The sequence below is a fragment of the Burkholderia sp. MSMB617WGS genome, from assembly GCF_001532025.2.
GTDB lineage: Bacteria > Pseudomonadota > Gammaproteobacteria > Burkholderiales > Burkholderiaceae > Burkholderia > Burkholderia savannae.
Genome location: NZ_CP013458.1, coordinates 820,435 through 846,947, shown reverse-complemented (window position 1 = coordinate 846,947; position 26,513 = coordinate 820,435). Strand labels below are relative to the sequence as shown.

The following is a 26,513-nucleotide window of genomic DNA, read 5'->3' as shown; positions in this document are numbered from 1 at the left end:
CTAACAAGTAATCGAAATGAAATTTTTGTTGCGCACCGAATTTAACGATTCATTCGATCGAAATAGAACTGTCAGGTTTGTCAGGAATGTAAATATTCCGGATTGCGTGAAGGCGCGGTATTTTTTCCCGGAAAGATCAGGAATATCGGCCGCCGCGTCTTATTGTTCAAATACGCGAAAACGCCGGCGAAGCTCGGCTCATGGGGCGCGCGCCGCCCGTCTTCGGGCTCGGTCCGGCACGTCGAACGAATGGCGACGATGCCGGCGCGGCATTTTCGAATCACGCGATGGCGATATTCGATTCGAATTGCTCGACGTGTTCATCGCGATTCGCATTCGTATCGGCGTCGAATTCGAGACCGATATCGAAGCCGATATCGATCTCGAATTCCGGTCGACGCCTCGCGATATCCCAGGGATGCCAAATCATGAGCAGGCCGACGCCGACAGCGGCAGGCGCGCCGGACGATCCATCGTATCGATCACCGCGCCCGCGCCCGCGCCGTCCGCGCTCGACGAGGCGGCTTCGCGGCGAAGCCGCCTTCGCCGCGTCACCGCGGATTCGTCTGCACGAACTCGAGCATTTCGTCGCCGCGCCCGCTCGGCACCGCACGCAGCATGGACAAGCTGAATCCCTTCGCATGCGCCCATTCGATCTTCGGCGGCATCGCAAGCTCGCGCTTGTCCGTGACGACGTCGAGGAGCGCCGGCCCCGGATGCGCGAGCAGCTTGCCGGGCGCGTCGGGCAGCGCCCGCGATTCGGTCACGCGCAAGCGGTAAAGGCCCGCGCCCGTCGCGATCGCCGCGAAATCGGTCTCGTGCAGATCGGTGCCCGTGTCCAGATAGCCGCCCGCCTTCATTTCCATCGCGACGAAGCCGAGCGAGCCGTTGATGTAGACGATCACCTTGATCGGCAAATCGAGCCGGCGCGCGCTCGGCAGATCGCCGAACAGCATCGGCAGTCCGCCGCCGGACAGCGACACGACCTGCCGGCCCGGATGCGCGGCCTGCGCGCCGAGCGCCTGCGGCAGCGCGTTCGCCGTCGAGCCGTGATTGAACGAGCCGTGCAGCCGCCTGCGGCCGCTCATCGTCAGATAGCGCGCCGCCCACAGCGTCGGCGTGCCGACGTCGGCCGCGAAGATCGCATCGGCGGCGGCGAGCTCGTCGACGACGCGCGTCAGATATTGCGGATGAATCGGCCGTCCGGCGGGCGACGGCCGCGCCAGCTCGTCGAGCCCGTCGCGCGCCGACGCGTAATAGGAATCCGCGCGGCGATCGCGGGCACCGGCACGTGATTGCGATGACAGTCGATCAGGCCGTTGATCAGATGCAGATTGCCCGGCCCGCAACCGCCGGCGCACACCGCGAGCCGGCCGGTTTCCGCCGCCTCGGCGCCCGCGGCGAAGGCCGCCGTTTTCTCATCGCGCGTGTGCATCCAGCGAATGCCGCCGATTCGGCGCAGGCTGTCGGACAATCCGTTCAGGCTGTCGCCCGTCACGCCCCAGATCCTCGTGACGCCGGCGGCGGCCGGCGTCGGCGTCGGCGCGAGGTAATCGGCAATCGCGCTTGCCATGCGATCCTCCGTTCAAATCAAGTGCAATCCGCGTGCGTGCGCGGCCAATTCGTCGCGGAAATCGGGATGCGCGAGACGGATCAGCGCGTTCGCCCGCTCGGTCGACGACAAGCCCTTCAGGTTCGCCACGCCGTATTCGGTCACGACGAGGTGCGTGTCGGTGCGCGGCGTCGTGACGGGCCCCGTCAGCCGCGCGACGATCTTCGAGACCGCGCCGCCCGCGGCGGTCGAGTGAAACGCGAGGATCGATTTCCCGCCGCGCGACGCGTACGCGCCGCGCACGAAATCGAGCTGCCCGCCCGACGCGCTGTACTGATGGCCGTTGACGTGCTCGGAATTGCACGCGCCCGTCAAGTCCATCTCGATCGTCGAGTTCACGGAGATCATGTTGTCGTTGCGCGCGATGTTGCAGGGATCGTTCACGTAATCGACCGGATGGCTCTCGAGCGCCGGATTGTCGTGGATGAAATCGTACATCGCGCGGTCGCCCATCGCGAACGTAAACACCGACTTGCCCCGGTTGAGCGTCTTGCGGCTGTTGTCGACGACGCCGCGCCGTATCAGCTCGACGAGCCCCGGCGTCAGCAGCTCGGTGTGGATGCCGAGATGCCGGTGGCCGACGAGCGCGCCGCACACCGCGTTCGGCAGCGCGCCGATTCCCATTTGCAGGCACGCGCCCTCCGTCACGAGCTCCGCGATCTGCTCGCCGATCACGCGATCGAGCGCGCCGCCCGGCTTCGGAGTCAGTTCCGGCAGCGGATGGCTCGATTCGACGATCGCGTCCACTTCCGACACGTGCAGCAGCGAATCGCCGAACACGCGCGGCATGTTCGGGTTGACTTCGACGATCAGCCGGCGCGCGGCGCGCGCGACCGAGCTCGTGTAGTCGTTGTTCGTGCCGAACGTGAAATAGCCGTTGCGGTCCATCGGCGACACCATCACGAGCATCGCGTCGACGTCGACGTGATCGGCGAACAGCCGCGGCGACTGGCTGAACGAATTCGGCACGAAGAACACCACCTTGCGGCCGCCGTCCGCTTCGCCGAGCTTCACGAGCTCGCGCTCGGGCTGCCCCATGAACATGCAGTGCGGCAGAATCCGCCCCATCAGCGAATAGCGCAGCAGCGTCTCGCGCAGGAACGCTTCCGCATGAAAGTAGTACACGCGCAGTTCGTCGACGTCGCCCGCTTCCGCGCGGGCGGCGAGCGCGGCGAGCAGCGCCGGCGGCTGCGCCATCGCCATGCCGAGCGCGATCGACGAGCCGCTTCGCACCGCCGACACCGCGCGATCCGGCGACGTCAGCTTCCCCGTATAGATTTCCTTCACGTCACGATCCTTCTGCATCCCGAACCTCCTCGGCGTTCCGTTTCAAGTCGTTCAGTAATTGGCGTCGGCTTCCGGCGAATGGCCGCGCTTGTAGATCAGCATCGTGCGTTCGAACGACATCACGATGACACCGTGCTGATTGACGCCCGTCGTCTCGACAGTCACGATTCCCTGCGTCGGCCGGCTCTTCGATTCGCGGCGCGACAGCACCCTCGATTCGGCGTAGAGCGTATCGCCCGCGAACACCGGGGCTCTCGCCCTCACCTGGTCCCAGCCGAGATTCGCGACCACCTTCGCGCTGACGGTGCGCACGCTCATGCCGGTCAGCAGCGCGAGCGTGAACGTGCTGTCGACGAGCAGCTTCCGCCACTCGGTCTTCGCCGCGTATTCGGCGTCGAAGTGCACCTGCTGCGTGTTCATCGTCAGCAGCGTCATCCAGATGTTGTCGACGTCCGTGATCGTGCGGCCCGGGCGATGCTCGTAGACGTTGCCGGGCTCGAAGTCCTCGAAATACAGGCCGGATGTCTCGCGAAACCGCTTGTCGCCGATTTGCCGATAGGCGGGAATCGTCGTGCTCATGCTCGTCTCCTCGTCAAAGAAAAGGGTGGCGTCAGCGCGCGGCGGCCAGGACGTCCCGGGCCTCGCGCGCGATCGCTTCGTCGACCATGCGGCCGTCGACGGCGGCCGCGCCTTGCAACGCCACGCCGATCACGCGGCGCGCCCACGCGATCCGCTGCGGCGACGGCGTGAACGCCGCGTTGATCGGCGCGACGTGAAACGGATGAATCGCCGCCTTGCCGCGAAAGCCGTTGTGCACGGCGAACGCGAGATCGGCGTCGAGCGCGGCCGCGTCGCGCAGCGCGAAACAGGGCGCGTCGAGCGCGGCGACGCCGCAAGGCGCGCAGGCCGCGGCGATCCGCACGCGCGCGATCTGCAGCGCGAGCGCGTCGGGCTGCGCGGCGACGTCGGATGCGTAATCGGCCGCGCCGAACATCAGCGCTTCGATCGACGCCGACGCGCGCGCGATCGCGCCGGCCTGCTCGACGCCCGCCGCGGACTCGATCGTCGCGACGAAACGGGGCGCCCTGCCCGCGTCGCGCAAGAGTGCATCGAGACGAGCGATCCGCTCGGGCGACTCGACCTTCGGGACGACGATGAAATCGGGCAGGCGCGGCGCGTCGATCAGCATGCCGATATCCGCGTGGCCGGCGACGGAATCGGGCGCGTTGATGCGCACGGCCGACGCCGGCCGCGCTTCGGCCGGCTCGCCCGCCAGCCACGCACGCGCGTGGTCGCGCGCACGCTGCTTGTCGGCGGCCGAGACCGAATCCTCGAGATCGACGATCAGCACGTGCGCACCGCATTCGCGCGCTTTCGCAAAGCGATCCGGGCGCATGGCCGGCGTAAACAGCCAGCTGCGCGGCCGACTGTACGGCCGGCTGAGCGATGCGGGCATGGCTGCGTCGTGTGGAACGGGCATGGTCAAGGCTCCTCGCTGAACGAAACGACGAGTTCATTGTCGCCACCCGGCCCGCGCGCGACAATGCGGCATTGTCGGGGGCAGCCTTCGGGAAACCGGAAGGCTAGCGGCGCCGCGCGAACGTCCTGCCGCTTTCGACGAGATGGCCGAGCAATTGCCGCGCATACGTCGGCAACGCGTCGACGTCCGCGACGCACACTTTCATTTCGCGCAGCGCCCAATCGTCGCGCAGCACGAGCGTCTTGATCGACATCGTCCGCTTGCAGCGCCGTGCGGCCGATTCGGGCACCACCGACACGCCGACGCCGTTTTCGACGAGACGGCAGATCGCGTCGAAGCTGCGCAGTTGAATGCGCGGCTTGAGCCGCCGATGCCGTTCGCGCGCATGCGCTTCGAGATAGGTTTGGATCGCCGCGCCCGCCGCGTAGCCGACGAAATCGTAATCGAGCAGCGTCTCGAACGACACGTCGCGCGCGGCCGCGAATTCCGGCTGCGACGCGGGCACGACCGCGCACAGGCGATCGGTCGCGAACGGAAAGCTCCGCAGCCCGCCGACGTGCTCGCCCGCCGCGACGATCCCGATGTCGGCCACGCCTTCGACGAGCGCCTCGACGATCTCGTGGCTGAGCATTTCCTCGAGCTCGATGCTCACGTTGCGATGCTGAGCGAGAAAGCGCGCAACGGGGCCGGGCAGGAATTCGGTGAGCGCGTTGGTGTTGGTCAGAAGGCGCACCGTGCCGCGCAAGCCGTTCGCGAATTCGCCGAGATCGTCGGTGAGGCGCTGCATCGATGCGAGCGTCGCGCGCGCATGGCGCAACAGCGTGTGCCCCGCTTCGGTGGGCTTCACGCCGAGCCGTTCGCGCACGAGGAGCGGCACGCCGGCCGTCTCCTCCATCTGCTTGATGCGTCCGCTCGCCGAGCCCAGCGCCAGATTGACCCGGCTCGCGCCGTGCGTGATGCTGCCGGCCTCGACGACGGCCACGAACAGACGCAGATCGGTGATGTCGAAACGCATGCGCCCTCCCGGATCGACGAGCCTACGGATGAGTCGAAGGCTGGCCTCGACTGTCGGGCATTGTGAACGACAGCCGGTGTTTTCACAATCGGCGTGACGGGTACGCGCGAAGCAGGTCGGCGTCCGACGTTGCCGTGTCGAAAATGCATCGCACATGCATCGCGAGCGCGGCGCAAACGCATCGCGAACGTCACGCGCGCCGCATCGCGCAACGCCGCAGATCCCGCGCGCACTACGCTCGTGCCTTTCGCAACCAGGAGCGCGTACGCCCGCGCGTCGAGGTCGGCCAAGCCGAGAACCGACCCGCCTTGCTCCGGCATCATCGATGTGCGGGTGCGCACATCGTCGATTCGCTTTCGGCCTTCGTGTCGTTCGTCACGCGGCGAGTCTCCATTTCGTTTTCGCCGGCGATGGCACAATGCTCGAACCAAGCTTTTTTTCGAATCGCGGCCATGGTCTCCGACACTGGAAAATACGCAACGCGGGATCAAGTCTGTTTTCGCGAGCGCTTGAGATTCGATACATCGCACCGGCCCCCACCTTCAACCTCGGGAGATCCAAATTGAGCGACAGCAGCGAAAGCGCGGCAAAGGGATTGGGCTTGTTCTCGACGCTGCAAGCCGCAACGGAGCTCAGATTCTTTTTCCTATCGGTGGCGTTCACGCTGCTCACCGACAACGCACTCGTTTGGACTCACCAGCCGGGAATCATGGCGATCGCCGGCGATCCCGAATTGATGTCGAGAGCCAATCTTCCGATCAAGATCATTCTCATATTCGTGGGATTTTCATTCCTGTCGTCAATCGCCCTCCCGCTGTTGGCCGCATTCGTCGACGCCATTTATCTCGCGACGATCGGAAGCTGGCTGACGAGCCTCCACTCATACCTCGACGTCAAGACAGGCGCGCTGGAGCGCAGCGCCCGCCGGCGTCACGATTGCGTGAGCCCGATCGAACTCCGGGACGAGGCTCATCTGACCAAGGACAAATACTATCTCGACCTCTATAAGGATCATCAGCAGAAGCTCGGCGACGATCGAAAGAACACCATGCGGTTCGCCCTGTACGCCTTCTATTGCCTGACGATGCTCTGCTGGAACGCGTATCTCGGCTGGACGCCGGAGAACACCCTCTCGATCGTGTTCTCGACATTCCTCGGGGACAAGACCTACGTGTTCTACGCGATACTCATCTTCTTCGTGATGTTCGTGTCGCGCTTCCACGAGAAATGGGAGCCGAACTGGATCTACTGCCCGTCGCTCTATCGCAAGATCACGGACGCCGAGAATCATCGAAGGTAGCGAGCCGCGCGAGCGCGATCGAGACAAGCTTGAGCCGCATGATTCGAGCAACCGTGGCACCGGAATCGCGTCTCGGTGCGACACGTCAGTCGAGGCGCCGCGCCGTCCGCCGGATCGCTTCGACGCGCGCCTGCACCTGCGCTTCGAGCCCCGCGTTGAACGTGCGCAACGCGTCGTTCTGCGCACGCGTGAGCGCGTCGAGGCGCGCCGCTTCGCGATGCAGGCGTTGCTGCTCGATCGCCTGCTCGACGGTCATCAGCAGATCGTGATCGTCCCAAGGCTTCGTCAGATAACGGTAGACGCCGGCCTCGTTGATCGCGCGCACCGCCGAATCGATTTCCGAATAGCCGGTCAGCAGAATGCGCATCGCGTCCGGCCGGCACTCGCGCGAGCGCGCAAGAAACGCCGCGCCGCTCATCCGCGGCATCCGCATGTCGGAGACGATCAGATCGACCGCGTGCTCGGCCAGCGCGCGTAGAGTGCGGCGTCGCCGCTGTCGGCGGTGAGCACGCGGTAGCGCTTCGGCCGAAGCACGCGCTCGAGCGACGACAGCACGCTCGGCTCGTCGTCGACGAGCCGCACGACCGGCGCGCGCGGCGGGCGCGTCGCTCGCCGCGCGCGCCGGCCGTGCGTCGTCTTCCCCGGCGGACTCGTTGCGCTCTGTCGACATCGAAGGACTGCTTGCTTTCAAGCGTTCGCTCATGGTGCCCTCGTCCCCGATCTTTCTTTTTCCTTGGATAACGGCACGACGCGTCTTCTCATGCACTAGGGAAAACGCACGAATGGCGGCACGCGAAATCGCGAAATCCCGGCGGCCCGGAATTTCGGATTTTTCAGCGTCGGCTGAATTATTTAAACGGATATTTCACGCCGGAAATGGGAAATCGGGTTTTCCCATTTATGACCGGAACAGGCTTCGTTGCTTGTTGCTTTTCCCTTTTTATCCTTGTCGCCCGCCGATCGAGATCGACGCGCGCACCGCGCTCCCGTTCGCCGAACGCCGCCGCGCCTGCGAACGATCAACCGAACGCGCGATTCCATTCGCGATTCAGTCATGCGCCGAACAGTCGAATCCGATTCGGCCACTTTTAATACGCCGCGGGAAAAACATATGACGAGGCGGAGATGCACTTCTTTCGATTCGCGTGGCGTCGCGCACAATATTGGCTGTGCTTATTGGTCGCCGGCTTCTTGCTGCCGCAAGGCGCGCTCGCGGCCGTCACGGCCTCGTATTCGGACATCGTCGGCGCGGACAGCGGACTGTGCGTGTCCGCCGCCGGCAACTCGACCGCGTCGGGCGCGGGCATCGTGCAGACGTCGTGCGCGGGCCTCAATAACACGACGTGGTCGTTCGTCCCCGTCGGCAGCCGTTATCACATCGTGCTGCAAGGCAGCGGCCTGTGCCTGAACGTGCCCGGCGGCTCGCTCGCGAGCGGCACGCAACTGATCCAGTATGCATGTCAGAACAGCAGCATGACCAACGATCAATGGACGATCGTCGCGGTCGGCTCGAGCTACCGGATCGTGTCCGCGTCGAGCGGCATGTGCGTGAACGTCAGCGGCGCATCGCGCGCGGGCGGCGCGGCGCTGATCCAGTATCCGTGCCAAAGCGCGGGCGCGCTCAACGACCAGTTCAACGTGTACTTGCCCGTCGTCGCGTTCACCAACGTCGCGGCGGCGAGCAGCAATCTTTGCATGAGCGTCAGTGGCGGATCGACGGCCGCCGCCGCGCCGGTCGTGCAGGGCGCATGCTCGAATCAGGGCGGCACGAGCTGGTCGCTGCTGCCGGCCGGCAGCGGCTATCACGTCGTGTCGCAAAGCACCGGGCAATGCCTGAACGTGTCCGGCGCAAACACGACGAGCGGCACGCCGCTCATTCAGTACCCCTGTCAGGGCGACGCGCAGACCAACGATCAATGGACGGTCGTTCCCGTCGGATCGAAGTACCGGCTGATCTCGGTGTCGAGCGGCATGTGCGCGAACGTGAGCGGCGGCTCGCTGTCGTCGGGCGCGCCACTGATCCAGTATCCGTGCCAGGACGCGAACGCGCTCAACGATCAGTTCGCGCTCAGCCTGCCGCAGTCGTTCCCGGTCACGCTGCCGTCCGCGTGGAGCCCGGTGATTCCGCTGCCCGTCAATCCGATCGGCCTCGCGAACACGCCGAACGGCAAGCTCGTGATGTGGTCGGCGGATCAGCAGTTCAGCTTTCAGAACGACGTCGGCGGCAAGACGACGCAAACGCAAACCGCCGTGTTCGATCCGGCGACGAATCAGGCGACGCCATATCTCGAAACGTCGGCGGGCTCGGACATGTTCTGCCCCGGCACCGCGATGCTGCCGGACGGCCGGCTGCTCGTGAACGGCGGCGACAGCAGCCCGAAGACGACGCTCTACGACTGGTCGAGCAACACGTGGAGCGCGGCGGCGACGATGAACATCGCGCGCGGCTATCAGGGCGACACGCTGCTGTCGAACGGCTCGGTGCTCACGCTCGGCGGCTCGTGGAGCGGCGGCCAGGGCGGCAAGACCGCCGAGGTGTGGACGAACGGCGGCGCGTGGACGCTGCTGCCCGGCGTGCCGGAGACGAATATCGTCGGCCCGGACCCGCAGGGCATCTATCGCGGCGACAACCACCTGTGGCTGTTCGCACAAGGCAACGGCACCGTGTTCCATGCGGGGCCGAGCTCGCAGATGAACTGGATCTCGACGAACGGCGGCGGCGCGATTCAGTCGGCAGGCATGCGCGGCGTCGATCCGTTCAGCATCAACGGCACCGCGTCGCTGTACGACGTCGGCAAGATCCTGAAAGTGGGCGGCGCGAAATCGTATCAGCAGAACGGCAGCGTCACGACCTACGCGTCGAATTCGGTCTATCAGATCGACATCACGCGCGGGCCGAATCAGCCGGCGGCGGTGCAGCGCCTGAACGGCATGACTTACCAGCGCGCGTTCGCGAACAGCGTGATCTTGCCGAACGGCAACATCGTGATGATCGGCGGCCAGAGCGTGCCGATGCCGTTCACCGACACGACCGCGATCATGGTTCCCGAAATCTGGGACCCCGCGACGCAGCGCTTCAATCTGCTCAAGCCGATGCAGACGCCGCGCACCTATCACAGCACGGCGATCCTGATGCCGGACGGCCGCGTGTTCGCGGGCGGCGGCGGCCAGTGCGGCGCCGGCTGCGCGATGAATCACCTGAACGCGGAGATCCTGACGCCGCCGTACCTGCTCAACGCCGACGGCACGCCGGCGCAGCGGCCGGCGATCGTGTCGGCGCCGACGTCGGCGGGCCTCGGCGCGTCGATCAGCGTGTCGACGCAGGGGCCGGTGACGTCGTTCGTGCTGATGCGCCTGTCGTCCGTCACGCATTCGACGAACAACGACCAGCGGCGCATTCCGCTCGCGATGACGTCCTCCGGCGCAACGAGCTACCGGCTCGCGATTCCCGCCGATCCCGGCATCGTCCTGCCCGGCTACTACATGCTGTTCGCGCTGAACGCGCAGGGCGTGCCGAGCGTGTCGACGTCGATCCGGATCTCGTGACGATGCTCGGCGAACAGCGCGCGCGCCGCGCATCATCGACGGGGCTCGCGCTGACGCTCGTGCTTGCGCTCGCGTGGCCCGGCCACGCGGCGCACGCGAACGATCTCGCGGCGCGCGGCCGTGCGTTGTTCGGAGGCGACGCGCGGCTGCAGGGGCGACTGCCGATGCATCCCGGCGATCTGCCCGCGCCGCTCGTGCGCTGCGCGAACTGTCACGCGGCGGGCGCGGGCGCCGCGGTGCCGAATTCGATTGCACCGCGCCTCACGCGCATGTGGCTCGGCGATTTGCAGAGCCGGCGCGGCGGCCCGCCGAGCCGCTACGATCGCGATGCGTTCTGCGCGCTGCTGCGCACCGGGCTCGATCCGGCCTACGTATTGATCAATGTCGAAATGCCGCGCTACCGCATCGGCGAGCGCGATTGCATCGCGCTCTGGACCTTTCTGAACGAGGCGCCGCATGAGCGCCGATGAAATCCGGATGCAACGGCGCGCGCTGCTCGCCGCCGCGCTCGGCGCATCGCTCGCGCCGGCGCTGCCCGCGCTCGCGGCGACAGAACGCGCACGGCCGCCGGCCGGCCAAAGCGGCTATCACGGCGGCCTGATCGCGCCGCCCGTGCCGGTGCCCGACATGCCGCTGCGCACGGCGGACGGCCGCGCAACCCGCCTGCGCGCGCTGCTCGCCGGCCGCGTTACCGCGCTGCAGCTGTTCTACACGGGCTGCTCGTCGACGTGCCCGATCCAGGGCGCCGTGTTCCGGCGCGTGCAAACGCTGCTCGGCCCGCATCCGAAGCCGGACATCCAGTTGCTGTCGCTCAGCATCAGCCCGCTCGAAGACACGCCGCGGCGAATGCAAGCGTGGCTCGCCCGCTTCGGTGCGCGTCCCGGCTGGATCGCCGCCGCGCCCGGGCTGAAGGATGTCGACGCGCTGCAGGCGTTCTTCGGCGGCGGCCGCACGGGTCTCGACAATCACGCCACGCAGGTGCAGATGATCGATCGGCGCGGCGAGCTGGTTTGGCGAACTTACGAATTGCCGTCGCCGGAGACGATCGCGGCGCTGCTCGGCAACGCGTGACGGCGACGGCGCGCGGAATCATTCGGGTCGCGCCGAGCGCATGGCGAACCGCCGCACGGCGCGCGGCCGCGTCGCCGCGCGCCGCGCCGCGCCGCGCCGCGCACGCCGTCAACGCCGTCAACGCCGTCAACGCCGTCAACGCCGTCAACGCCAGTTCGCGTCGACCCACTGGCAAACGCTCTCCCACTCGGGCGTCGCCATGTACGCGAGCGTTTCGCTCTCCAGCCGAGCGGCCATGCGCCAGTCGTCGAGTTCCACGGCATCGCCCAACGCGAGATTGGCGCGCCGGTAGCATCCGCCGAGCAATTGCGCCGCCTGCTGCGTCGCGAGCATCGTCGTCGTATCGAACGTCAGCCCGAGCAGCGCCGCCGCCGGTACGCCGTTGCTCGCAAACGGCCAGAACCATGTCGTCACGCCCCATCCGAGCGGGTCGCCGACGGCGTCCGGACAAACGCCCTCGCGACTGACGCCCGTGCCGAGCGACAGCACGCGCAAATTGCCGAGGTCGCCGCCGAGGCCGCTCGCGAGCGCCTCGGAGACGGCGGTCATCGACGGATTGTTCGCGAATACGCCGCCGTCCGCGAAATAGCCGAGCAGCGGCACTTCGTACGGCGGAAAATACGAAGGCGCGGCCGACGTGGCGAGCGCCGCGTCGACGAGACTCACGTGGCGATATGCATTGCCGCTCGCGTTCGAGAACGTGCAGGCGGTCCAGCCCTGCATCGCCGGGTCCCACAAGCGCGCCGAATTGACGACGATCAGGCGGCGCAGCTCGCTCAGATCCCCGCCGCGCAGCAGTTCCTGCGCGATGCGTTTGAGCCCCGTGTTCACGTACTTGCATGCGAGAAGCCCCGGCCCGGCCAGCGCGTCGACAGCCGCGGCGTTCGTTGCGAGCGCCGCCCTCTGTTCGAGCCACGCGCCGTTCTCCTGGAATATCTCCGCGCCTCGCCTTCTGTAGACGTCGACGACTTGCGAGATCGGCACGCCGCGCGCAAGCGCGAGCGCGATCAGGCCGCCCGTCGACGTGCCGGCGAAGCCGTCCGTCCTCGCAAGCATCCCGCTGCGTCGATCGAGATCCTGAATGAGCAAGGCGGTGATCAATCCCCTGATGCCGCCACCGTCGCAACTGAGAATCTTGAAGGCCATCGCAGTTCTCCTCGGCGCGTGAAATGAATGCGCGGATGCCGTCGAACGGACGAACGCGCGCTTCGCCGCCGCGACGCGCTCGTCGGCGAGGCGACGCGACGTCCGCAGCGCGTTTTCGCGCCGGATGCGGCGCGCATCCGGCGACCGGCGCGCGTCGGCATCGCCGCGCCAATCCGGCCCGGCATTTCATCCGGCTCAATTAGCGGCTTCGCTTCGTCGGCAGCGAAGGCTCGACAGCCGGATTCGCCGGTGATTCGCCGGTGCGCGATCGGAAAACCCGGCCGGTCCAAACCGGCTGCCGTCGGCCGGTTTCAGCGCCGTTTGCCGATATTCGTCTTGCCTTTCCTCGTCTCGTTCGAATCGCGACGAATCACGGCCAATCGCGGCGATGCGTATTCTTAAATTAGGATGCGCAAGCCGCTTTGACCAGGCCGCAGCCCGACAGATTCGACGCGCCTCGTGCCTTGCGCGATGCGTTCGCGCGCCGCGCAAGGCACGCCTCGCCGACGCCCGGCATGCGCTTTCGCCGCGCCGCGCGCGCCGTGCTTCGCCACGCCCGCGCACGCGGCGTGGCGAAAGCGCATCGCCGCCGACGCGGCCCCCCGTTGCCCTCGCCATCCCGCTGCGCGCCGAAGCGGCTGTTGTCGAGCCTTTCCTGCACGCGCGCTCGCGCGTCGTCTCCTCGTCGTCGCCCGTCCTGCGCCGGGGCGGCCAGCCCCGCTACAGTTCGAGCACGAGCCGCCCGCGCTTCGCGCGCGAGCAGCACGCCATCATCCGCGTGTTCGCCGCGCGCTCGCTCGCGCTCAGCACGCTGTCGCGATGATCGACTTCGCCCGCGAGCACGCGCACCTCGCACGCGCCGCACAGCCCCTCCTCGCAATCGCTCTGCACGTCGACGTTCGCGGCGCGCAGCGTCGCAAGCAGCGTCCGGTTCGAGGGCACCGTCAGCGTGAGGCCCGAATCCGCCAGCTCGACTTCGAACGGCTGCTCGGCGGCCGGATCGACGCGCGGCGCGCCGGCCGCGAAATGCTCGACGCGCAGCGCGTCCGCCGGCCAGCGCGACGCGCATGCGGCCAGCGCGTCGAGCATCCGCGCCGGCCCGCACGCATAAACCTGCGTGCCGGGCGCGACATCGAGCGCGGCGAAATCGTGGCGCGTGCCTTCGTCCGATACGTGCAAGCGCAGCCGGTCGCCGTGCAGCGCGGCGAGCTCGCCGACGAACGCCATCGTTCGCCGGCTGCGCCCGCTGTAATGCAACGTGTAGTCGATGCCGCGCGCACGCGCTTCCCGCGCGATCGCACCGATCGGCGTGATGCCGATGCCGCCCGCGATCAGGACCGCACGGCGCGCATGCGCGTCGAGCCGAAAGTGATTGCGCGGCCCGCGAATCCTCACGCGCATGCCGGGCCGCAACCGCTCGTGCATCCAGGCGGAGCCGCCCCGGCTCGCCGGCTCGCGCAGCACGGCGATCTCGTACGCGCCGCGCTCGTCCGGATCGCCGCATAGCGAATACTGACGCGAAAGGCCGGTGTCGCCGCACTCGACGTCGATGTGCGCGCCCGCGCTCCAGCGCGGCAGCGGCGCGCCGTCGGGCGCGGCGAGACGCACGCGCAGAATGCCCTCGGCCACGGCCGTCACGCTGTCGACGCGCATCGCGCGCCCCGCGCCGCGCGCGCCCGATTCGCCGATCCGCACGGCCAGCGCGGACCGTCGCGCGTGCGCGCGCCGCCGCTCCGGATTCGCGGCCGGGTTCCATTCGACCCGCAGATGCTCCGGACCACGAAACGACGTGTTCGGCACATACGTAAAGCGTTGCTCGGCAAGCCGCATGTGCGGCAGGCGGCGTGTCAGCTCGTCGATGAAGATCTGCATCTCCATTCGCGCGAGATGCTTGCCCATGCATTGATGCGAGCCGTAGCCGAACGTCAGGTGATCGGCGGGATTGTCGCGATGAATGTCGAACAGGTCCGGATCGGCGAAGTGGCGCTCGTCGCGATTCGCCGACGACGTGACGATCAGCAGTTTCGCGCCGGCCGGAATCGCGACGCCGCCGACCGTCGCATCGCACGTCGCGAGCCGCCGCCACGCGGCGATCGATCCGTTGTGGCGCAGGCATTCGTCGACCGCGTTCGGGATCAGCGACGCGTCATCGCAAAGCTCGCGCCATGCGTGCGGGTGTTGCAGCAGCAGCTTCAGCGCATTCGCGGCGGCGTTCGCGGTGGTCTCGTGCGCGGCGACGATGCCCGCCATCATCATCGAATGCAGATACGAATCGGTGACGACGTCCGGATGCTCGCGCTGCATACGGATGCCGAACTGCATCCAGCCGGGCCCCGACGGATCTTCGCGCATCTTGTCGAGCACCTTGCCCGCGTAGCGCCAGAACTGCCCGACCGCCTGCGCGACCGCAACCTGCTCCTCCGGCCGCGGACGGCCCCACGTATTGACCGTGTGCGCGATCGAGTATCGGCGCAGCGTGTCCATGTCCTCCTCGGGCACGCCGAGGAAATGCAACGCGACCGTGAGCGGCACTTCCCACAGCATCTGGTCGACGAGATCCGCGCGACCGTCGTCGATGAAGCGGTCGACGTATTCGCGCGCGAGCCGCCGCACCATCGGCTCGTGCGCGCGCAGTGTATCGGGCGTGAAAGGCTCGATCAGCAGGCGCCGGCGCGCCATGTGCGCGGGCTCGTCCTCGTTGACGAGCGTGCGGTTCATCGCATAGCCGTACGACGCGAGCACCGCGTTCGCTTCCGCTCCCGTCGGCGTGATCTTCTCGAGCGCGATCGACGGGCTGAACGTCCGGTTGTCGCGAAAGATCGCCTTGATGTCGTCGTAGCGCGCGACGACCCAGTAGCCGAGCTTCGGGCTGTAGAACACGGGCTCCTGCTCGCGCGCCCAGCGCACGTATTCGGGCGGGTCCTGCTGATAGGCGTCGCAGAACGGATCGAACGCCGCCGCCCCGGCGCTCGCCGGGCACCCGGCCGGGCGCGGCGCGCCGGAAGGCGACGCGGCGTGAAACGGACACGGCGCGGCGAGCGAAGCCGATGCGGATGCGGATGCGGATGCGGATGCGGATGCGACATTCGTCATCGCGGTCCTCCAATTGAGGAATGACGTTTTGCGTAACCCTGGTGCGCATTGCGCAATCATAGATCGGGATCAACGTGCATCGCATTCCTATCGTAGTCACGCGGGTAGTCACGCGGCCGGGGCGGCGTCCGCTCGCCGCCGGCGACACGCACTACGATCGCCGGATGACGAAAAAGACCCCTACCCTGAAACCCGCGAAGACGATCCGCTCCCGCGCGCGCCGCACCTGAGCCGGCCGTCGACGCGCCCGCGCCGCGCGAGCGGCGGCAACGCGTGCAGGCGGCCGCCACGGGCATGGCGGTGCTCACGGGACTCGCGCGGCTCGGCTGGCGCGCGACGCTGACGGCGCTCGCGGCGCACGTCGACGAAAGCGCCGCGAAAGTGCATCGCCATCTGGCGAGCCTGATCGAGGAAGGATTCGTATCGCAGGACAGCGGCACGCGGCAGGACTACCTCGGCACCGAGGCACTGCAGATCGGCGTCGCCGCGATGCGCGAGGCCGAGCCGATCCGCGCGGCTGCGTGAGACGCTCGCGCTGACGTGCTTCATCGCGGTGATGGGCAATCGCGGGCCGACGATCCCGTGCATCGAGGAGCCGGGGTGCCCGTGATCGTCAACGTGCGCGCGGGAGAGGTGGCCTCACTCGTTCGGACAGGTTTCTGAGATTTTTAAGTGGAACGTCCGAGGCAATCATGCGGCCGATTTGATCGCAGGCTGCGTCGCGAAGTATGCCTCATCCGGCGTCTGATCCGCCAGGCTCGAATGGGGCCGTTTCCGGTTGTACAGCTCGATGTAGTCGCCGATGGAGCGCCGGGCATGGCTGACCGACTCGTAGGCCCGCAGGTAAATCTCTTCGTACTTGATGCTGCGCCAACTTCGCACGCGAAATCGGAATGACAAAGGCGGCGAATCCCTGCTTGGGAATCAAGAAATACAGCGAGTCGGGGCGCGATGTGTACGTGGAAGATGACCTGTTCCGAAAAGTCTACGACCATGCGGATCAGCCGACGCGCGACGCAATGGACCTCGCCTACCTGACTGGCCAGCGACCGCAGGATACCTTGCTGCATGACGAGCGCGATATCCGTGACAACTTCCTGCACATCGATCAGGGCAAGACCGGCAAGAAGCTCAGAATGGAGGTGACGGGCGAGCTTATGGCCGTGATCAATCGCATTCGCGCCCGCAAAGCCGGATACAAGATTGTCAGCACCGCGCTAGTCGTCAACGAGAAAGGCGAACGAATGACGCTCGATACTCTTCGACGACGCTTCCGCGACGCCAGAAGAAAAGCCGGCGTGCGCGACAACGAATTCCAATTTCGAGGTCTGCGGGCGAAGGCTGGCACCGACAAGACGGACAGCACGGGCGATATTCGCCAAGCACAAAGGCAGCTCGGGCACACTTCGGCCACCATGACGGAGCACCATGTTCGCAATCGCCGCGGCGACAAGGTGAAGCCGACGAAATGACGGAATTGCGGAAAAGAATGACATTTGCGGAACTGAATTGCTTCGAATCCCGATTGCGCAATTTCCCGCAACGCCTTATGGCGGAAGACAGCCGGAGTCGAACCGACCTGGCGCGGGCTGACCGCACCAACTGGGTTTGAAGCCCAGCCGCACCACCGGATACGAATGCCTTCCTGCGAGAACGGAAACGGGAGCGGACATGAAGCATGCCGTCCCGTCGAGATCCGTTGCGAACTACACACGCCCGGAACCGGGCTACTGCGAACCGATCAACAATCGGCTGTCGGCCCGCAACCAGTGAAGATCGCGGTGGAAGCGAGTATACCCAACGCGATCGAAGAACTCGAGAATTTGAATTGCCCGCTTGCGGCCGAGGCCCGTCGCATTGCGAAACGTCGCCGCGTCGAGCGAGCCGCCGCGCTCGTCCGCGAGCCGCGCGATCAATCGCGCGAGCTCCGCGATCACGTCGCGGTGATAGAACAGATCGCGCACGACCTGCTGCACGTCGCCCCGCCGCGCGAGCTTGCGCAGCAGCGCGCGCACCGCGTCCTCCGCCGCGCCCGTCGCCGCCGCGTGATCGCGCACCCACGGCGGATCGTAGCGGCCCGCCGCGACGAGCGGCAGCAAGCGCCCGGCCAACGCTTCCTCGTTCGCGTCGAAGCTCACCGCGTGCGACGGCAGATGCAGCCATGGCCCGCTGCGCGCAACCGCGCCGTCCGCGATCAGCGCGTCTGTCAGCGCGCGCCACAATGCGTCGTCCGCGAGCGGCGCCGCGATCCGGCGCAGCCGCGCGACGTCCGGCCCCTGCTCGTCCGGCGAGCGCTGGTGAAACGTCGCGAGCGCGTCGAGCGCGCGCGCGCGCAGCGCGTCCCAATGCCGGCGCGCGACGACGCGCGCTTGGTCCGCATGCTTGCCCGGCGACGCGACGTTCACCGCATCGGCGGGCAGCGTCCACGCCTGCGCCGGCAAGCCGGTCAGGTGCATCAGCGTCGCGCGCGTGATGCCGAGCGGCGCTTCGTCGAGCAGCGCGTCGAGGCGGCCTTCGTCGAGCCACGTCGCAAGCGCGTCGAGCCATGCGCGCCGCGCGCTCGTGCGCCGCTTGCGCGCGGGGCCGAACGGATCGAGCACGCGGCCGCCGCCGACCGTGCGCGTCGCCTGCGCGTTGCGCACGATGAAGCGCTCGCCCGGCACCGCGAACACCGGCTCCGAGAAATTCAGTTGCGCACGCGCGCGCTGGCCGGGCCCGAGTGCGTCGCCGTCGAGCAGCGCGACATGCGCGACGCGGTGCAGCGTGCCGAGATGCACGTGCAGCGGCGTCCAGTGCGAGATCGTCAGGTCGGCGTCCGGCGTCAGCGTCAGCTCGACGTCGATACGCGGCGACAGCGCCGCGAGCCGCGGATCGACGATCGCATCGCCGCGCGCGAGCGCCGCCTTGTCGATGCCCGCGAGGTTCAGCGCGCAGCGCTCGCCCGCATGGCCGACGTCGGTCGCGCGGTTCTGCGCATGGATGCTGCGCACGCGCACCGATTCGCCCGTGCGCGCGACGGCGAGCGTATCGCCCGTGCTCACGCGCCCCGCGAACGCGGTCCCGGTCACGACGGTGCCCTGCCCCGCGAGCGTGAACACGCGGTCGACCGCGAGCCTGAACAGGCCGTCGTCGCGCCGCGCGCGCCATGCGAGCGCCGTATCGCGCAGATGCGCGTTCAGCGCGGCGACGCCCGCGTCGCCCGCCTCGATCGCGCGCGTCTCGAAGATCGGCGCGCCGGCGAGCGGCGAGGTCGCGAGCCACGCGCGGATCTCGTCGCGCACCTGCGCGATGCGCGCCGCGTCGGCGCGATCGCATTTGGTCAGCGCGACCGCGCCGCGCGCCACGCCGAGCAATTGCAGAATCGCGAGATGCTCGCGCGTTTGCGGCATCACGCCGTCGTCGGCGGCGATCACGACGAGCGCGAAGTCGATCCCGCACGCGCCCGCCGCCATCGTATGCACGAGCTTCTCGTGGCCGGGCACGTCGATGAAGCCGAGCACGTCGCCGTTCGGCAGCGGCGTGTACGCGTAACCGAGCTCGATCGAGATGCCGCGCGCCTTCTCTTCCTTCAGCCGATCGGTGTCGACGCCCGTGAGCGCGCGCACGAGCGTCGTCTTGCCGTGATCGATGTGGCCTGCGGTTCCGACGATCATGCGGGCGTGTCCGTCGAGGCTTGCGCGCACTGCGCGACGAGCGCGGCTTCGTCGTCGGCTTCGAGGCAGCGCAGGTCGAGCCGCAGCGCGTCGTCGGCGATGCGGCCGAGCACCGGACGCGGCCAGCCGCGCAGGCGCTTCTCGAGCTGCGCGAGCGCGCGGCCGCTGCGCTTGCCGTCGCTCGCGCGCACGACGAGGCCGCAGCTCGGTAATTGATCGACGGGCAGCGCGCCGCTGCCGATCTGGCTGAACATCGGCTCGACGTTCACGACGAATGCCGCGCCGATCGCCTGTTGCAGCACCGGGCGCACGCGCTCGGCCGCCGCCGCGATGTCCGCCTGCGCGCGCGTGAGGAGCCGCAGCGTCGTCAGCCGCTCGCGCAGGAATTCCGGCGCCTGGTACAGGCGCAGCACCGGCTCGAGCGCGGCGAGCGTCAGCTTGCCGACGCGCAGCGCGCGCTTGAGCGGATGCTTCTTGATCTTCGCGATCAGATCGCGCCGCCCGACGACGAGGCCCGCCTGCGGGCCGCCGAGCAGCTTGTCGCCGCTGAACGTGACGAGGTCGGCGCCCGCTTCGACGGTCTCGCGCACCGTCGTCTCCTTCGGCAAGCCCCAGCGCGTCAGGTCGACGAGCGTGCCGCTGCCGAGATCGACGGCCACGGGCAGCCCGCGCTCGCGCGCGAGCGGCGCGAGTTCCTGCAGCGTCACTTCCTTCGTGAAGCCGCTGATCGCGTAATTGCTGCAATGCACTTTCATCAGGAGCGCGGTGCGCGGCCCGATCGCGTCCGCATAGTCCCTCAGATGCGTGCGATTCGTCGTGCCGACCTCGCGCAGCTTCGCGCCCGCGCGGCTCATGATGTCGGGAATGCGAAACGCGCCGCCGATCTCCACGAGCTCGCCGCGCGATACGATCACCTCCTTCTTCGGCGCGAGCGCGGACAGCGCGAGCAGCACGGCGGCCGCGTTGTTGTTGACGACGGTGGCGGCCTCGGCGCCCGTCAGCTCGCAGACGAGCTCGTCGATCAGATCGTCGCGGTCGCCGCGGCGGCCGGTCGCGAGATCGAATTCGAGATTCATCGGCTGCGTGAGCGCCTGCACGACCGCGCGCACCGCTTCGTGCGGCAGCAGCGCGCGCCCGAGATTCGTGTGCAGCACGGTGCCCGTCAGGTTGAACACCGCGCGCAGCGCGCCCGCCGCGTCCGCCGCGAGACGCGCGCGCACGTCGGCCGCGATCCGCGCGTCGTCGAGCGCGCCGGCCGCGGCCGGATCGCGGCGCGCGGCGTCGCGCCACGCGTCGAGCGACGCGCGCACCGCGGCGAGCGCGCGCGTGCGTCCGTATTCGTCGACGAGCGGCTTCACGTCGGGCGACGACAGCACGCGCTCGACCGACGGCACGCGCGCGAGCAGCTCGTTCAGTTCGTTCGCGCCCGGTCCGCTCACGTCCGCTCTTCTCCCGCGGCGTCGGCCGGCAGGTCCGGCCACAGCAGCGGATTCGGCGACGCGCGCCGGTAGCCCGCCTCGCCCATCAGCAGATCGAGCGTGAGGCTCGCGAGATCGTCCGCGAGCGGCTCGACGTCGTAGTCCTTCTCCTGATAGCCGATCTTCCGATACGTGTGGCACTCGTCGCACGACTCGGCCTTGATCGCTTCGCTGCCGCCTTCGATCCCGTGATACGCGATCCCCTTCGTCGAATCGCAGTGCGAGCACTTCGTGCGAACCATGTGCCATTCGCTCGAGCACAGCCCGCACTGGAGGAAGCGGTAGCCCTGATACTGGCCGCCGACGCGCACGATGCTCGCCACCGGCTGCGCGCCGCACACGGGGCAAAGGCCGGGCTGCTCGAGATAAGGAACGTCGGCGGGCGCGATGCGGCTCGCGAGCGCGGTCCACACCACCTGCAACGCGGCCATCAGGAACGGCGCCGACGCCGGGTCGATTTCGGCGAAGCGCTGCGCGAGGAGCGCGTCGGCCTGCGCGTCGAGCCCCGCGGGCGCGCGCAGCCGCAGCCCGTCGATCAGCTTCGCGAGCGGCGGATTCACGAGGCCCGCGCGCTCGACGCGGTCGAGCAGGCCTTGCAGCACGTCGCGCCAGCGCGGATCGCGCTCGCCGCCGAGCGCCGGCGCGAGCGGCATCGAATGATGTTGCGCCCGCTCGATCGCGTCCCGCGCGGGCGCGTTCGGCTCGAACGTCTGCACGAGTTCGTGCTGCGCGTCGGCGACGGCCGCCATCAGCCGCAGGTAGCCTGAGATCGGGTTCAGGTCCGCGAGCTCGCGCAGCCGCGCGGCGCGCGCGGCGAACACGGCGCCGCGCTCGGGCATGCGCACGCGCGGAATGGCCGAATGATCGAGCGATGCGATTTCGCTCGGTTCGAGAATGCGTTGGGTTGGGTCAGTCACGTGAGTGCCCTAAAAAAACAAGCGCCGAATCGTCGGCGCTTTCTTGTTGTGTCTGCCGTGCGCGCGCCCGCCGGGCCGCTCATGCGGCCGGCGGCCGTCGCGAGTCGCGCGGCGCGCGCGCAAAGTCCGCTTGCGCGCCGTGCGCCGGCATCGTGCGATGCGTCGCTACTTCACGCTCTCGCGAAACCACTTCGGATGGTGCTTTCTCGCCCAGCCGACGGTCACGGTGCCGCGCACCATCGCGCCGATCGAGCCCCTCACCCACAGCGCCGCGTACACGTGCACGACGATGCCGACGATCAGCACGAACGCCGCCGCCGCATGCACGACAGCCGCCGCGCGAATCACGCCGATCGGAAAGTAGAACGAGAAATAGCGCCGCCAGATCACGATCCCGGAAACGAGCAGCAACAAGAGGCACGCCACCATCGCGAAGAATAGCAGCTTCTGCCCCGCGTTATAGCGGCCCACCTCCGGCAGCTTCTCCTCGCGGTTCGCGAGCACGTCGTCCATCTGCCGCAGCCACTGGCGATCGCCCGCGTCGAGCAGGTTGTGATGCCAGTAGCGCACGGCCATCACCGCGAACGACACGAACATCACGAGGCCTGCGAACGGATGCAGAATCCGCGTCCACTGCCCGCCGCCGAACAGCGCCGTCATCCAGAACATCGACGGATGGAACAGCGCGAGCCCGGACAGCGCGAGCAGCACGAACGAGATCGCGGTGATCCAGTGGTTCGAGCGCTCGTTCGCCGTGTAGCGGACGATCAGGTTGGGGTCGTCATGCTTCATTTCGCGTCCTCCTCGATGCGGCGCGCGTCGTCGCGGGCGGCGGCTTCCTCTTCGTCCGTCACTTCGTTCGGGCCGACGCGCGTGTAGTGGAAGAAGCCGGCGAGCGCGGACAACGCGATGCCCGCGACCGCGAGCGGCTTCGCGATGCCCTTCCACAGCTTCACCATCGGGCTGATCGACGGGTTGTCGGGCAGGCCGTGATACAGCGACGGCTTGTCCGCGTGGTGCAGCACGTACATCACGTGCGTGCCGCCGACGCCCGCCGGATCGTACAGCCCCGCGTGCTCGAAGCCGCGTCCCTTCAGATCGGCGACGCGCTCGGCCGCGTGCCGCTTCATGTCGTCCTTCGTGCCGAACACGATCGCGCCCGTCGGGCAGGTCTTCACGCATGCGGGCTCCTGGCCGACCGCGACGCGGTCCGAGCACAGCGTGCACTTGTACGCGCGATTGTCCTGTTTCGAGATCCGCGGGATGTTGAACGGGCAGCCGGTCACGCAATAGCCGCAGCCGATGCAGTTCTCCTCGTGGAAATCGACGATCCCGTTGTTGTACTGAACGATCGCGCCCGGCGACGGGCACGCCTTCAGGCAGCCCGGGTCCTCGCAGTGCATGCAGCCGTCCTTGCGGATCAGCCACTCGAGGTCGCCCGCCGGGTTCTCGTATTCGGAGAAACGCATCACCGTCCACGAGTGCTCCGACAGATCGGCCGGGTTGTCGTAGACGCCCACGTTCGTGCCGACTTCGTCGCGCAGGTCGTTCCATTCCATGCAAGCCGTCTGACACGCCTTGCAGCCGATGCACTTCGACACGTCGATCAGCTTCGCGACGCTGCCCGTCACCGGCTCGCGCGCGGTGGGCGGCGGCGTCGTGGTGGCCGAGACGCGCTTGATATCGAGCGATTGCAATGCCATCTCTTTCCCCTTACGCCTTTTCGACCTTCACCAGGAACGACTTGAATTCCGGTGTGTACGAGTTGCCGTCGCCGACGGACGGAGTCAGGGTGTTCGCGAGATAGCCGGGCTTCGTCAACCCCTTGAAGCCCCAATGCAACGGAATGCCGACCGTCTGCACCTTGCGGCCGTCGACCGTCAGCGGCTTGATCCGCTTCGTGACGAGCGCGACCGCGACGATGTGCCCGCGGTTCGACGACACCTTCACGCGCTCGCCGTGCGCGACGCCGATCTCCTTCGCGAGATCCTCGCCGATCTCGACGAACTGCTCGGGCTGGATGATCGCGTTCAGCCGCGCATGCTTCGTCCAGTAATGGAAGTGCTCGGTCAGGCGATACGTCGTCGCGACGTGCGGGAACGTGTCGACCTTGCCGAACGCCGCCCGATCGTCCGGGAACACGCGGGCGGCCGGGTTGTTCAGCGCCCGCGGGTTGTTCGGATGCAGCGGGTTCGCGGCGAGCGGCGTCTCGAACGGCTCGTAGTGCTCGGGGAACGGGCCTTCGTTCATCCCGGCGCGCGCGAAGAAGCGTGCGACGCCTTCCGGGTTCATGATGAACGGCCCCATGCCGGTTTCGGGCGGCTCGTCGGCCTTGTAGTCGGGAATGTCCGGGCCCGTCCACGCACGGCCGTTCCAGCCGATCAGCTTGCGCGTCGGGTCGAACGGCTTGCCGCTCACGTCGCACGACGCGCGGTTGTACAGAATCCGCCGGTTCGCGGGCCACGCCCACGCCCAGCCGAGCGTCTGGCCGATGCCCGTCGGATCGGCGTTGTCGCGCCGCGCCATCTGGTTGCCCGCTTGCGTCCACGCGCCGCAGAAGATCCAGCAGCCGCTCGACGTCGTGCCGTCGTCCTTCAGCTGCGCGAAGCCGGCGAGTTGCTCGCCCTTCTTCACGAGCGTCTTCGACGCGTCCTTCGGATCGGGCAGGTCCGCCAGCGCGCGGCCGTTGAACTCCATCGCGAGCTCTTCGGGCGTCGGGCTTTCCGGGTTCGCGTACGGCCAGCTCAGATTGACGATCGGATCGGGGTACTTGCCGCCGTCCTTCCTGTACATGTCGCGCATCCGCAGGAAGATCCCCGACATGATCTCGAGGTCGCTCTTCGCCTGGCCCGGCGGCTCCGCACCCTGCCAGTGCCACTGCAGCACGCGGCCGGAGTTGACGAGCGAGCCGCGCTCTTCCGCGAAGCACGACGTCGGCAGCCGGAACACCTCGGTCTGGATCGTCGACGAATCGACGTCGTTGAAATCGCCGTGGTTCTTCCAGAACTCGGACGTCTCGGTCGCGAGCGGGTCCATGATCACGAGCCACTTGAGCTTCGCGAGCGCCTCGGAGGTCTTGCGCTTCGACGGCGCCGCCGCGAGCGGATTGAAGCCCTGGCAGATGTAGCCGTTCATCTTGCCCGCGTGCATCAGCTCGATCGTCTGCAGCAGGTCGTACTGCTTGTCGAGCTTCGGCAGATAGTCGTAGCCCCAGTTGTTCTCGGCGCCGACCGCATCGCCCCACCAGGCTTTCATGAAGCTCACGTGGAACGCGCGGTAGTTCTTCCAGTAGCTCAGCTGGTTAGGCCGCAGCGGCTGCTGCGCGCGCTTCTGGATGTACGCGTCGAAATCCTGCTCGGCCTGCATCGGCAGCGTCATGTAGCCCGGCAGCAGGTTCGACATCAGCCCGAGGTCGGTGAGCCCCTGGATGTTCGAGTGGCCGCGCAGCGCGTTCATGCCGCCGCCCGCGATGCCGATGTTGCCGAGCAGCAGCTGCACCATCGCGCCCGTGCGGATCATCTGCGCGCCGACCGAGTGATGCGTCCAGCCGAGCGCGTACAGGATCGTGCCGGCGCGGCCGGGCACGGCCGTCGTCGCGAGCATCTCGCACACCTTGAGGAACTTGTCCTTCGGCGTGCCGCAGATCTTCTCGACCATCTCCGGCGTGTAGCGCGAGTAGTGCTGCTTGAGCAGGTTGTAGACGCAGCGCGGGTGCGCAAGCGTGTCGTCGACCTTCACGAAGCCGTCGTCGCCGCGCTCGTAGTCCCACGTCGACTTGTCCGGGTACGCGTGCTTGTCCGCGTCGTAGCCGGAATAGATGCCGTCGTCGAACGCGAAGTCCTCGCGAACGATGAACGAGAAATCCGTGTAGTGCTTGACGTACTCGTGCTGGATCTTGTCGTTCGTCAGCAGGTAGTTGATGATCCCGCCGAGGAATGCGATGTCCGTGCCGGTTCGAATCGGCGCGTAATAGTCGGCGACCGATGCGGTGCGCGTGAAGCGCGGATCGACGACGACGAGGCGCGCGTTGCGATGCGCCTTCGCTTCCGTGACCCATTTGAATCCGCACGGGTGCGCCTCGGCGGCGTTGCCGCCCATCACGAGAATCACGTCCGCGTTCTTGATGTCGACCCAATGGTTCGTCATCGCGCCACGGCCAAACGTCGGGGCAAGACCTGCCACCGTCGGGCCATGTCAGACACGAGCCTGGTTGTCGAACGCGAGCATCCCCATGCTGCGCACGGTCTTGTGCGTCAGATAGCCGACCTCGTTGCTGCCCGCCGAAGCGGCCAGCATGCCCGTCGTGAGCCAGCGGTTGACCTTCATGCCGTCGTCCGTCGTCTCGACGAAGTTCGCGTCGCGGTCCGCCTTCATCAGCTTCGCGATCCGGTCGAGCGCGTCGCTCCACGAGATCGGCGCCCACTTGTCGGAGCCGGCCGCGCGATACTCGGGCTGCGTGAGGCGGCTCGGGCTATGGATGAAGTCGATGAGGCTCGCGCCCTTCGGGCACAGCGTGCCGCGGTTGACCGGATGGTCGGGATCGCCCTCGATGTGGATGATGCTCGACGTGGCGTTTTTCGCGCCGTCGCCGAGGCTGTACATCAGTATCCCGCAACCGACCGAGCAGTAGGGGCAGGTGTTGCGGGTTTCGACAGTGCGCGCCAGCTTGTATTGGCGGACCTCGGCGAGCGCTTCGGCCGGTGAGAAGCCCATCAGGGCTAGACTCGAGCCGGCGAGCGTCGTCGCGGACAGCTTCAGGAACTGGCGCCGGGACAGTTGGAGCATGGTGGTCTCGGGCGGGTTGTATTGAAGGGGAACGGTTTGATTGGACGTCGTTGCGTTGCTGGGGTTACGAATGCGTGATTGCGGGCGGCGCGGTGCGCGGTGCGCGGTGCGGCGGCGACGGACCGCACTG

General features: G+C 67.6%; 18 protein-coding genes, 1 tRNA gene and 4 pseudogenes. 7 read left to right on the top strand and 16 right to left on the bottom strand.

The window, feature by feature from the left end; genetic code table 11:
• Positions 1 to 16: 16 nt before the first annotated feature.
• Positions 17 to 631, top strand: coding sequence for a hypothetical protein (locus tag WT60_RS33935; RefSeq protein ID WP_145986865.1), 615 nt, complete (start codon positions 17 to 19; stop codon positions 629 to 631).
• Here the strand turns inward: WT60_RS33935 and WT60_RS24115 are convergent.
• From WT60_RS24115 to WT60_RS24095, 5 genes and pseudogenes are all read right to left on the bottom strand, one after another.
• Positions 552 to 1,573: pseudogene (locus tag WT60_RS24115) on the bottom strand (thiamine pyrophosphate-dependent enzyme). The gene WT60_RS33935 and the pseudogene WT60_RS24115 sit on opposite strands and share 80 nt — an antisense overlap.
• Before the next feature lie 12 nt (positions 1,574 to 1,585).
• On the bottom strand, positions 1,586 to 2,917 hold the full coding sequence (locus WT60_RS24110) for an acetyl-CoA hydrolase/transferase C-terminal domain-containing protein (RefSeq protein ID WP_059576149.1): 1,332 nt from the start codon (positions 2,915 to 2,917) through the stop codon (positions 1,586 to 1,588).
• 33 nt (positions 2,918 to 2,950) lie between these two features.
• Positions 2,951 to 3,478: a (R)-specific enoyl-CoA hydratase RipB/Ich gene (ripB, locus tag WT60_RS24105; RefSeq protein WP_059576151.1), complete on the bottom strand. Its 528-nt coding sequence runs from the start codon at positions 3,476 to 3,478 to the stop codon at positions 2,951 to 2,953.
• 31 nt (positions 3,479 to 3,509) lie between these two features.
• A complete protein-coding gene (locus tag WT60_RS24100; RefSeq protein ID WP_038743673.1) occupies positions 3,510 to 4,385 on the bottom strand; it encodes an aldolase/citrate lyase family protein in 876 nt (291 codons plus the stop codon).
• Between the two features lie 97 nt (positions 4,386 to 4,482).
• Positions 4,483 to 5,394 carry a LysR family transcriptional regulator gene (locus tag WT60_RS24095; protein ID WP_059647567.1) on the bottom strand — a complete coding sequence of 304 codons (912 nt, stop codon included), beginning with the start codon at positions 5,392 to 5,394 and terminating at the stop codon, positions 4,483 to 4,485.
• Between the two features lie 562 nt (positions 5,395 to 5,956).
• Here WT60_RS24095 and WT60_RS24085 point away from each other — a divergent pair.
• Positions 5,957 to 6,694: a hypothetical protein gene (locus WT60_RS24085; RefSeq protein WP_145986864.1), complete on the top strand. Its 738-nt coding sequence runs from the start codon at positions 5,957 to 5,959 to the stop codon at positions 6,692 to 6,694.
• Positions 6,695 to 6,797: 103 nt separating this feature from the next.
• Here WT60_RS24085 and WT60_RS24080 read toward each other — a convergent pair.
• Positions 6,798 to 7,397 (bottom strand): annotated as a pseudogene (locus tag WT60_RS24080) (response regulator); the annotation flags it as partial.
• Between the two features lie 422 nt (positions 7,398 to 7,819).
• Here WT60_RS24080 and WT60_RS24075 point away from each other — a divergent pair.
• The 3 genes from WT60_RS24075 to WT60_RS24065 are packed head-to-tail and all read left to right on the top strand — an operon-like array spanning position 7,820 to position 11,311.
• On the top strand, positions 7,820 to 10,240 hold the full coding sequence (locus WT60_RS24075; RefSeq protein ID WP_060356734.1) for an RICIN domain-containing protein: 2,421 nt from the start codon (positions 7,820 to 7,822) through the stop codon (positions 10,238 to 10,240).
• The gene (locus tag WT60_RS24070; protein WP_060356733.1) at positions 10,237 to 10,710 is read left to right on the top strand and encodes a hypothetical protein; all 474 of its coding nucleotides are present in this window, start codon (positions 10,237 to 10,239) and stop codon (positions 10,708 to 10,710) included. Before WT60_RS24075 ends, WT60_RS24070 begins: the two co-directional genes overlap by 4 nt.
• Positions 10,697 to 11,311 (top strand): SCO family protein, encoded by a 615-nt coding sequence (locus WT60_RS24065; RefSeq protein ID WP_059647573.1) that lies wholly within the window; start codon positions 10,697 to 10,699, stop codon positions 11,309 to 11,311. The genes WT60_RS24070 and WT60_RS24065 overlap by 14 nt, the downstream gene beginning before the upstream one ends.
• Before the next feature lie 144 nt (positions 11,312 to 11,455).
• Here the strand turns inward: WT60_RS24065 and WT60_RS24060 are convergent, their stop codons facing one another.
• Together WT60_RS24060 and WT60_RS24045 are read right to left on the bottom strand one after the other, a co-directional pair.
• A complete protein-coding gene (locus tag WT60_RS24060) occupies positions 11,456 to 12,457 on the bottom strand; it encodes a patatin-like phospholipase family protein (protein ID WP_038743658.1) in 1,002 nt (333 codons plus the stop codon).
• A 720-nt stretch (positions 12,458 to 13,177) separates the two neighbouring features.
• The gene (locus WT60_RS24045) at positions 13,178 to 15,550 is read right to left on the bottom strand and encodes a cytochrome P450/oxidoreductase (RefSeq protein ID WP_060356730.1); all 2,373 of its coding nucleotides are present in this window, start codon (positions 15,548 to 15,550) and stop codon (positions 13,178 to 13,180) included.
• A gap of 164 nt (positions 15,551 to 15,714) precedes the next feature.
• On the opposite strand from WT60_RS24045, the pseudogene WT60_RS24040 reads away from it, so the two are divergent.
• Positions 15,715 to 16,198 (top strand): annotated as a pseudogene (locus WT60_RS24040) (helix-turn-helix domain-containing protein); the annotation flags it as partial.
• 42 nt (positions 16,199 to 16,240) lie between these two features.
• Here the strand turns inward: WT60_RS24040 and WT60_RS24035 are convergent.
• Positions 16,241 to 16,429: pseudogene (locus WT60_RS24035) on the bottom strand (integrase core domain-containing protein); the annotation flags it as partial.
• A 38-nt stretch (positions 16,430 to 16,467) separates the two neighbouring features.
• Between WT60_RS24035 and WT60_RS24030 the strand changes: the two are divergent.
• Entirely contained in the window at positions 16,468 to 17,022 is a 555-nt protein-coding gene (locus WT60_RS24030) for a tyrosine-type recombinase/integrase (protein ID WP_236860915.1), read from the top strand.
• Positions 17,023 to 17,100: 78 nt separating this feature from the next.
• Here the strand turns inward: WT60_RS24030 and WT60_RS34710 are convergent.
• The 7 genes from WT60_RS34710 to fdnG form a co-directional block, all read right to left on the bottom strand.
• Positions 17,101 to 17,196 (bottom strand) — tRNA-Sec (locus WT60_RS34710).
• 81 nt (positions 17,197 to 17,277) lie between these two features.
• Positions 17,278 to 19,203 (bottom strand): selenocysteine-specific translation elongation factor, encoded by a 1,926-nt coding sequence (selB, locus tag WT60_RS24025; RefSeq protein ID WP_038743649.1) that lies wholly within the window; start codon positions 19,201 to 19,203, stop codon positions 17,278 to 17,280.
• Complete coding sequence (gene selA / locus WT60_RS24020) at positions 19,200 to 20,642, bottom strand: L-seryl-tRNA(Sec) selenium transferase (protein WP_038743647.1); 1,443 nt, start codon at positions 20,640 to 20,642, stop codon at positions 19,200 to 19,202. The genes selB and selA overlap by 4 nt, the downstream gene beginning before the upstream one ends.
• Entirely contained in the window at positions 20,639 to 21,598 is a 960-nt protein-coding gene (gene fdhE / locus WT60_RS24015) for a formate dehydrogenase accessory protein FdhE (RefSeq protein ID WP_038743646.1), read from the bottom strand. Before fdhE ends, selA begins: the two co-directional genes overlap by 4 nt.
• 165 nt (positions 21,599 to 21,763) lie before the next feature.
• Positions 21,764 to 22,390 (bottom strand): formate dehydrogenase subunit gamma, encoded by a 627-nt coding sequence (locus WT60_RS24010; RefSeq protein WP_060356728.1) that lies wholly within the window; start codon positions 22,388 to 22,390, stop codon positions 21,764 to 21,766.
• The gene (fdxH, locus tag WT60_RS24005; RefSeq protein WP_038743641.1) at positions 22,387 to 23,301 is read right to left on the bottom strand and encodes a formate dehydrogenase subunit beta; all 915 of its coding nucleotides are present in this window, start codon (positions 23,299 to 23,301) and stop codon (positions 22,387 to 22,389) included. Before fdxH ends, WT60_RS24010 begins: the two co-directional genes overlap by 4 nt.
• A gap of 10 nt (positions 23,302 to 23,311) precedes the next feature.
• Positions 23,312 to 26,383: a formate dehydrogenase-N subunit alpha gene (fdnG, locus tag WT60_RS24000; RefSeq protein ID WP_082717702.1), complete on the bottom strand. Its 3,072-nt coding sequence runs from the start codon at positions 26,381 to 26,383 to the stop codon at positions 23,312 to 23,314.
• Positions 26,384 to 26,513 lie beyond the last annotated feature (130 nt).

What these genes read in the sequence shown, in the direction of transcription:
- WT60_RS24060 (WP_038743658.1), bottom strand. Translation starts at nt 12,457, where the DNA reads ATGGCCTTCAAGATTCTCAGTTGCGACGGTGGCGGCATCAGGGGATTG.
- ripB (WP_059576151.1), bottom strand. Translation starts at nt 3,478, where the DNA reads ATGAGCACGACGATTCCCGCCTATCGGCAAATCGGCGACAAGCGGTTT.
- WT60_RS24045 (WP_060356730.1), bottom strand. Translation starts at nt 15,550, where the DNA reads ATGACGAATGTCGCATCCGCATCCGCATCCGCATCCGCATCCGCATCG.
- WT60_RS24075 (WP_060356734.1), top strand. Translation starts at nt 7,820, where the DNA reads ATGCACTTCTTTCGATTCGCGTGGCGTCGCGCACAATATTGGCTGTGC.
- WT60_RS24010 (WP_060356728.1), bottom strand. Translation starts at nt 22,390, where the DNA reads ATGAAGCATGACGACCCCAACCTGATCGTCCGCTACACGGCGAACGAG.
- WT60_RS33935 (WP_145986865.1), top strand. Translation starts at nt 17, where the DNA reads ATGAAATTTTTGTTGCGCACCGAATTTAACGATTCATTCGATCGAAAT.
- WT60_RS24095 (WP_059647567.1), bottom strand. Translation starts at nt 5,394, where the DNA reads ATGCGTTTCGACATCACCGATCTGCGTCTGTTCGTGGCCGTCGTCGAG.
- selB (WP_038743649.1), bottom strand. Translation starts at nt 19,203, where the DNA reads ATGATCGTCGGAACCGCAGGCCACATCGATCACGGCAAGACGACGCTC.
- WT60_RS24110 (WP_059576149.1), bottom strand. Translation starts at nt 2,917, where the DNA reads ATGCAGAAGGATCGTGACGTGAAGGAAATCTATACGGGGAAGCTGACG.
- WT60_RS24065 (WP_059647573.1), top strand. Translation starts at nt 10,697, where the DNA reads ATGAGCGCCGATGAAATCCGGATGCAACGGCGCGCGCTGCTCGCCGCC.
- fdxH (WP_038743641.1), bottom strand. Translation starts at nt 23,301, where the DNA reads ATGGCATTGCAATCGCTCGATATCAAGCGCGTCTCGGCCACCACGACG.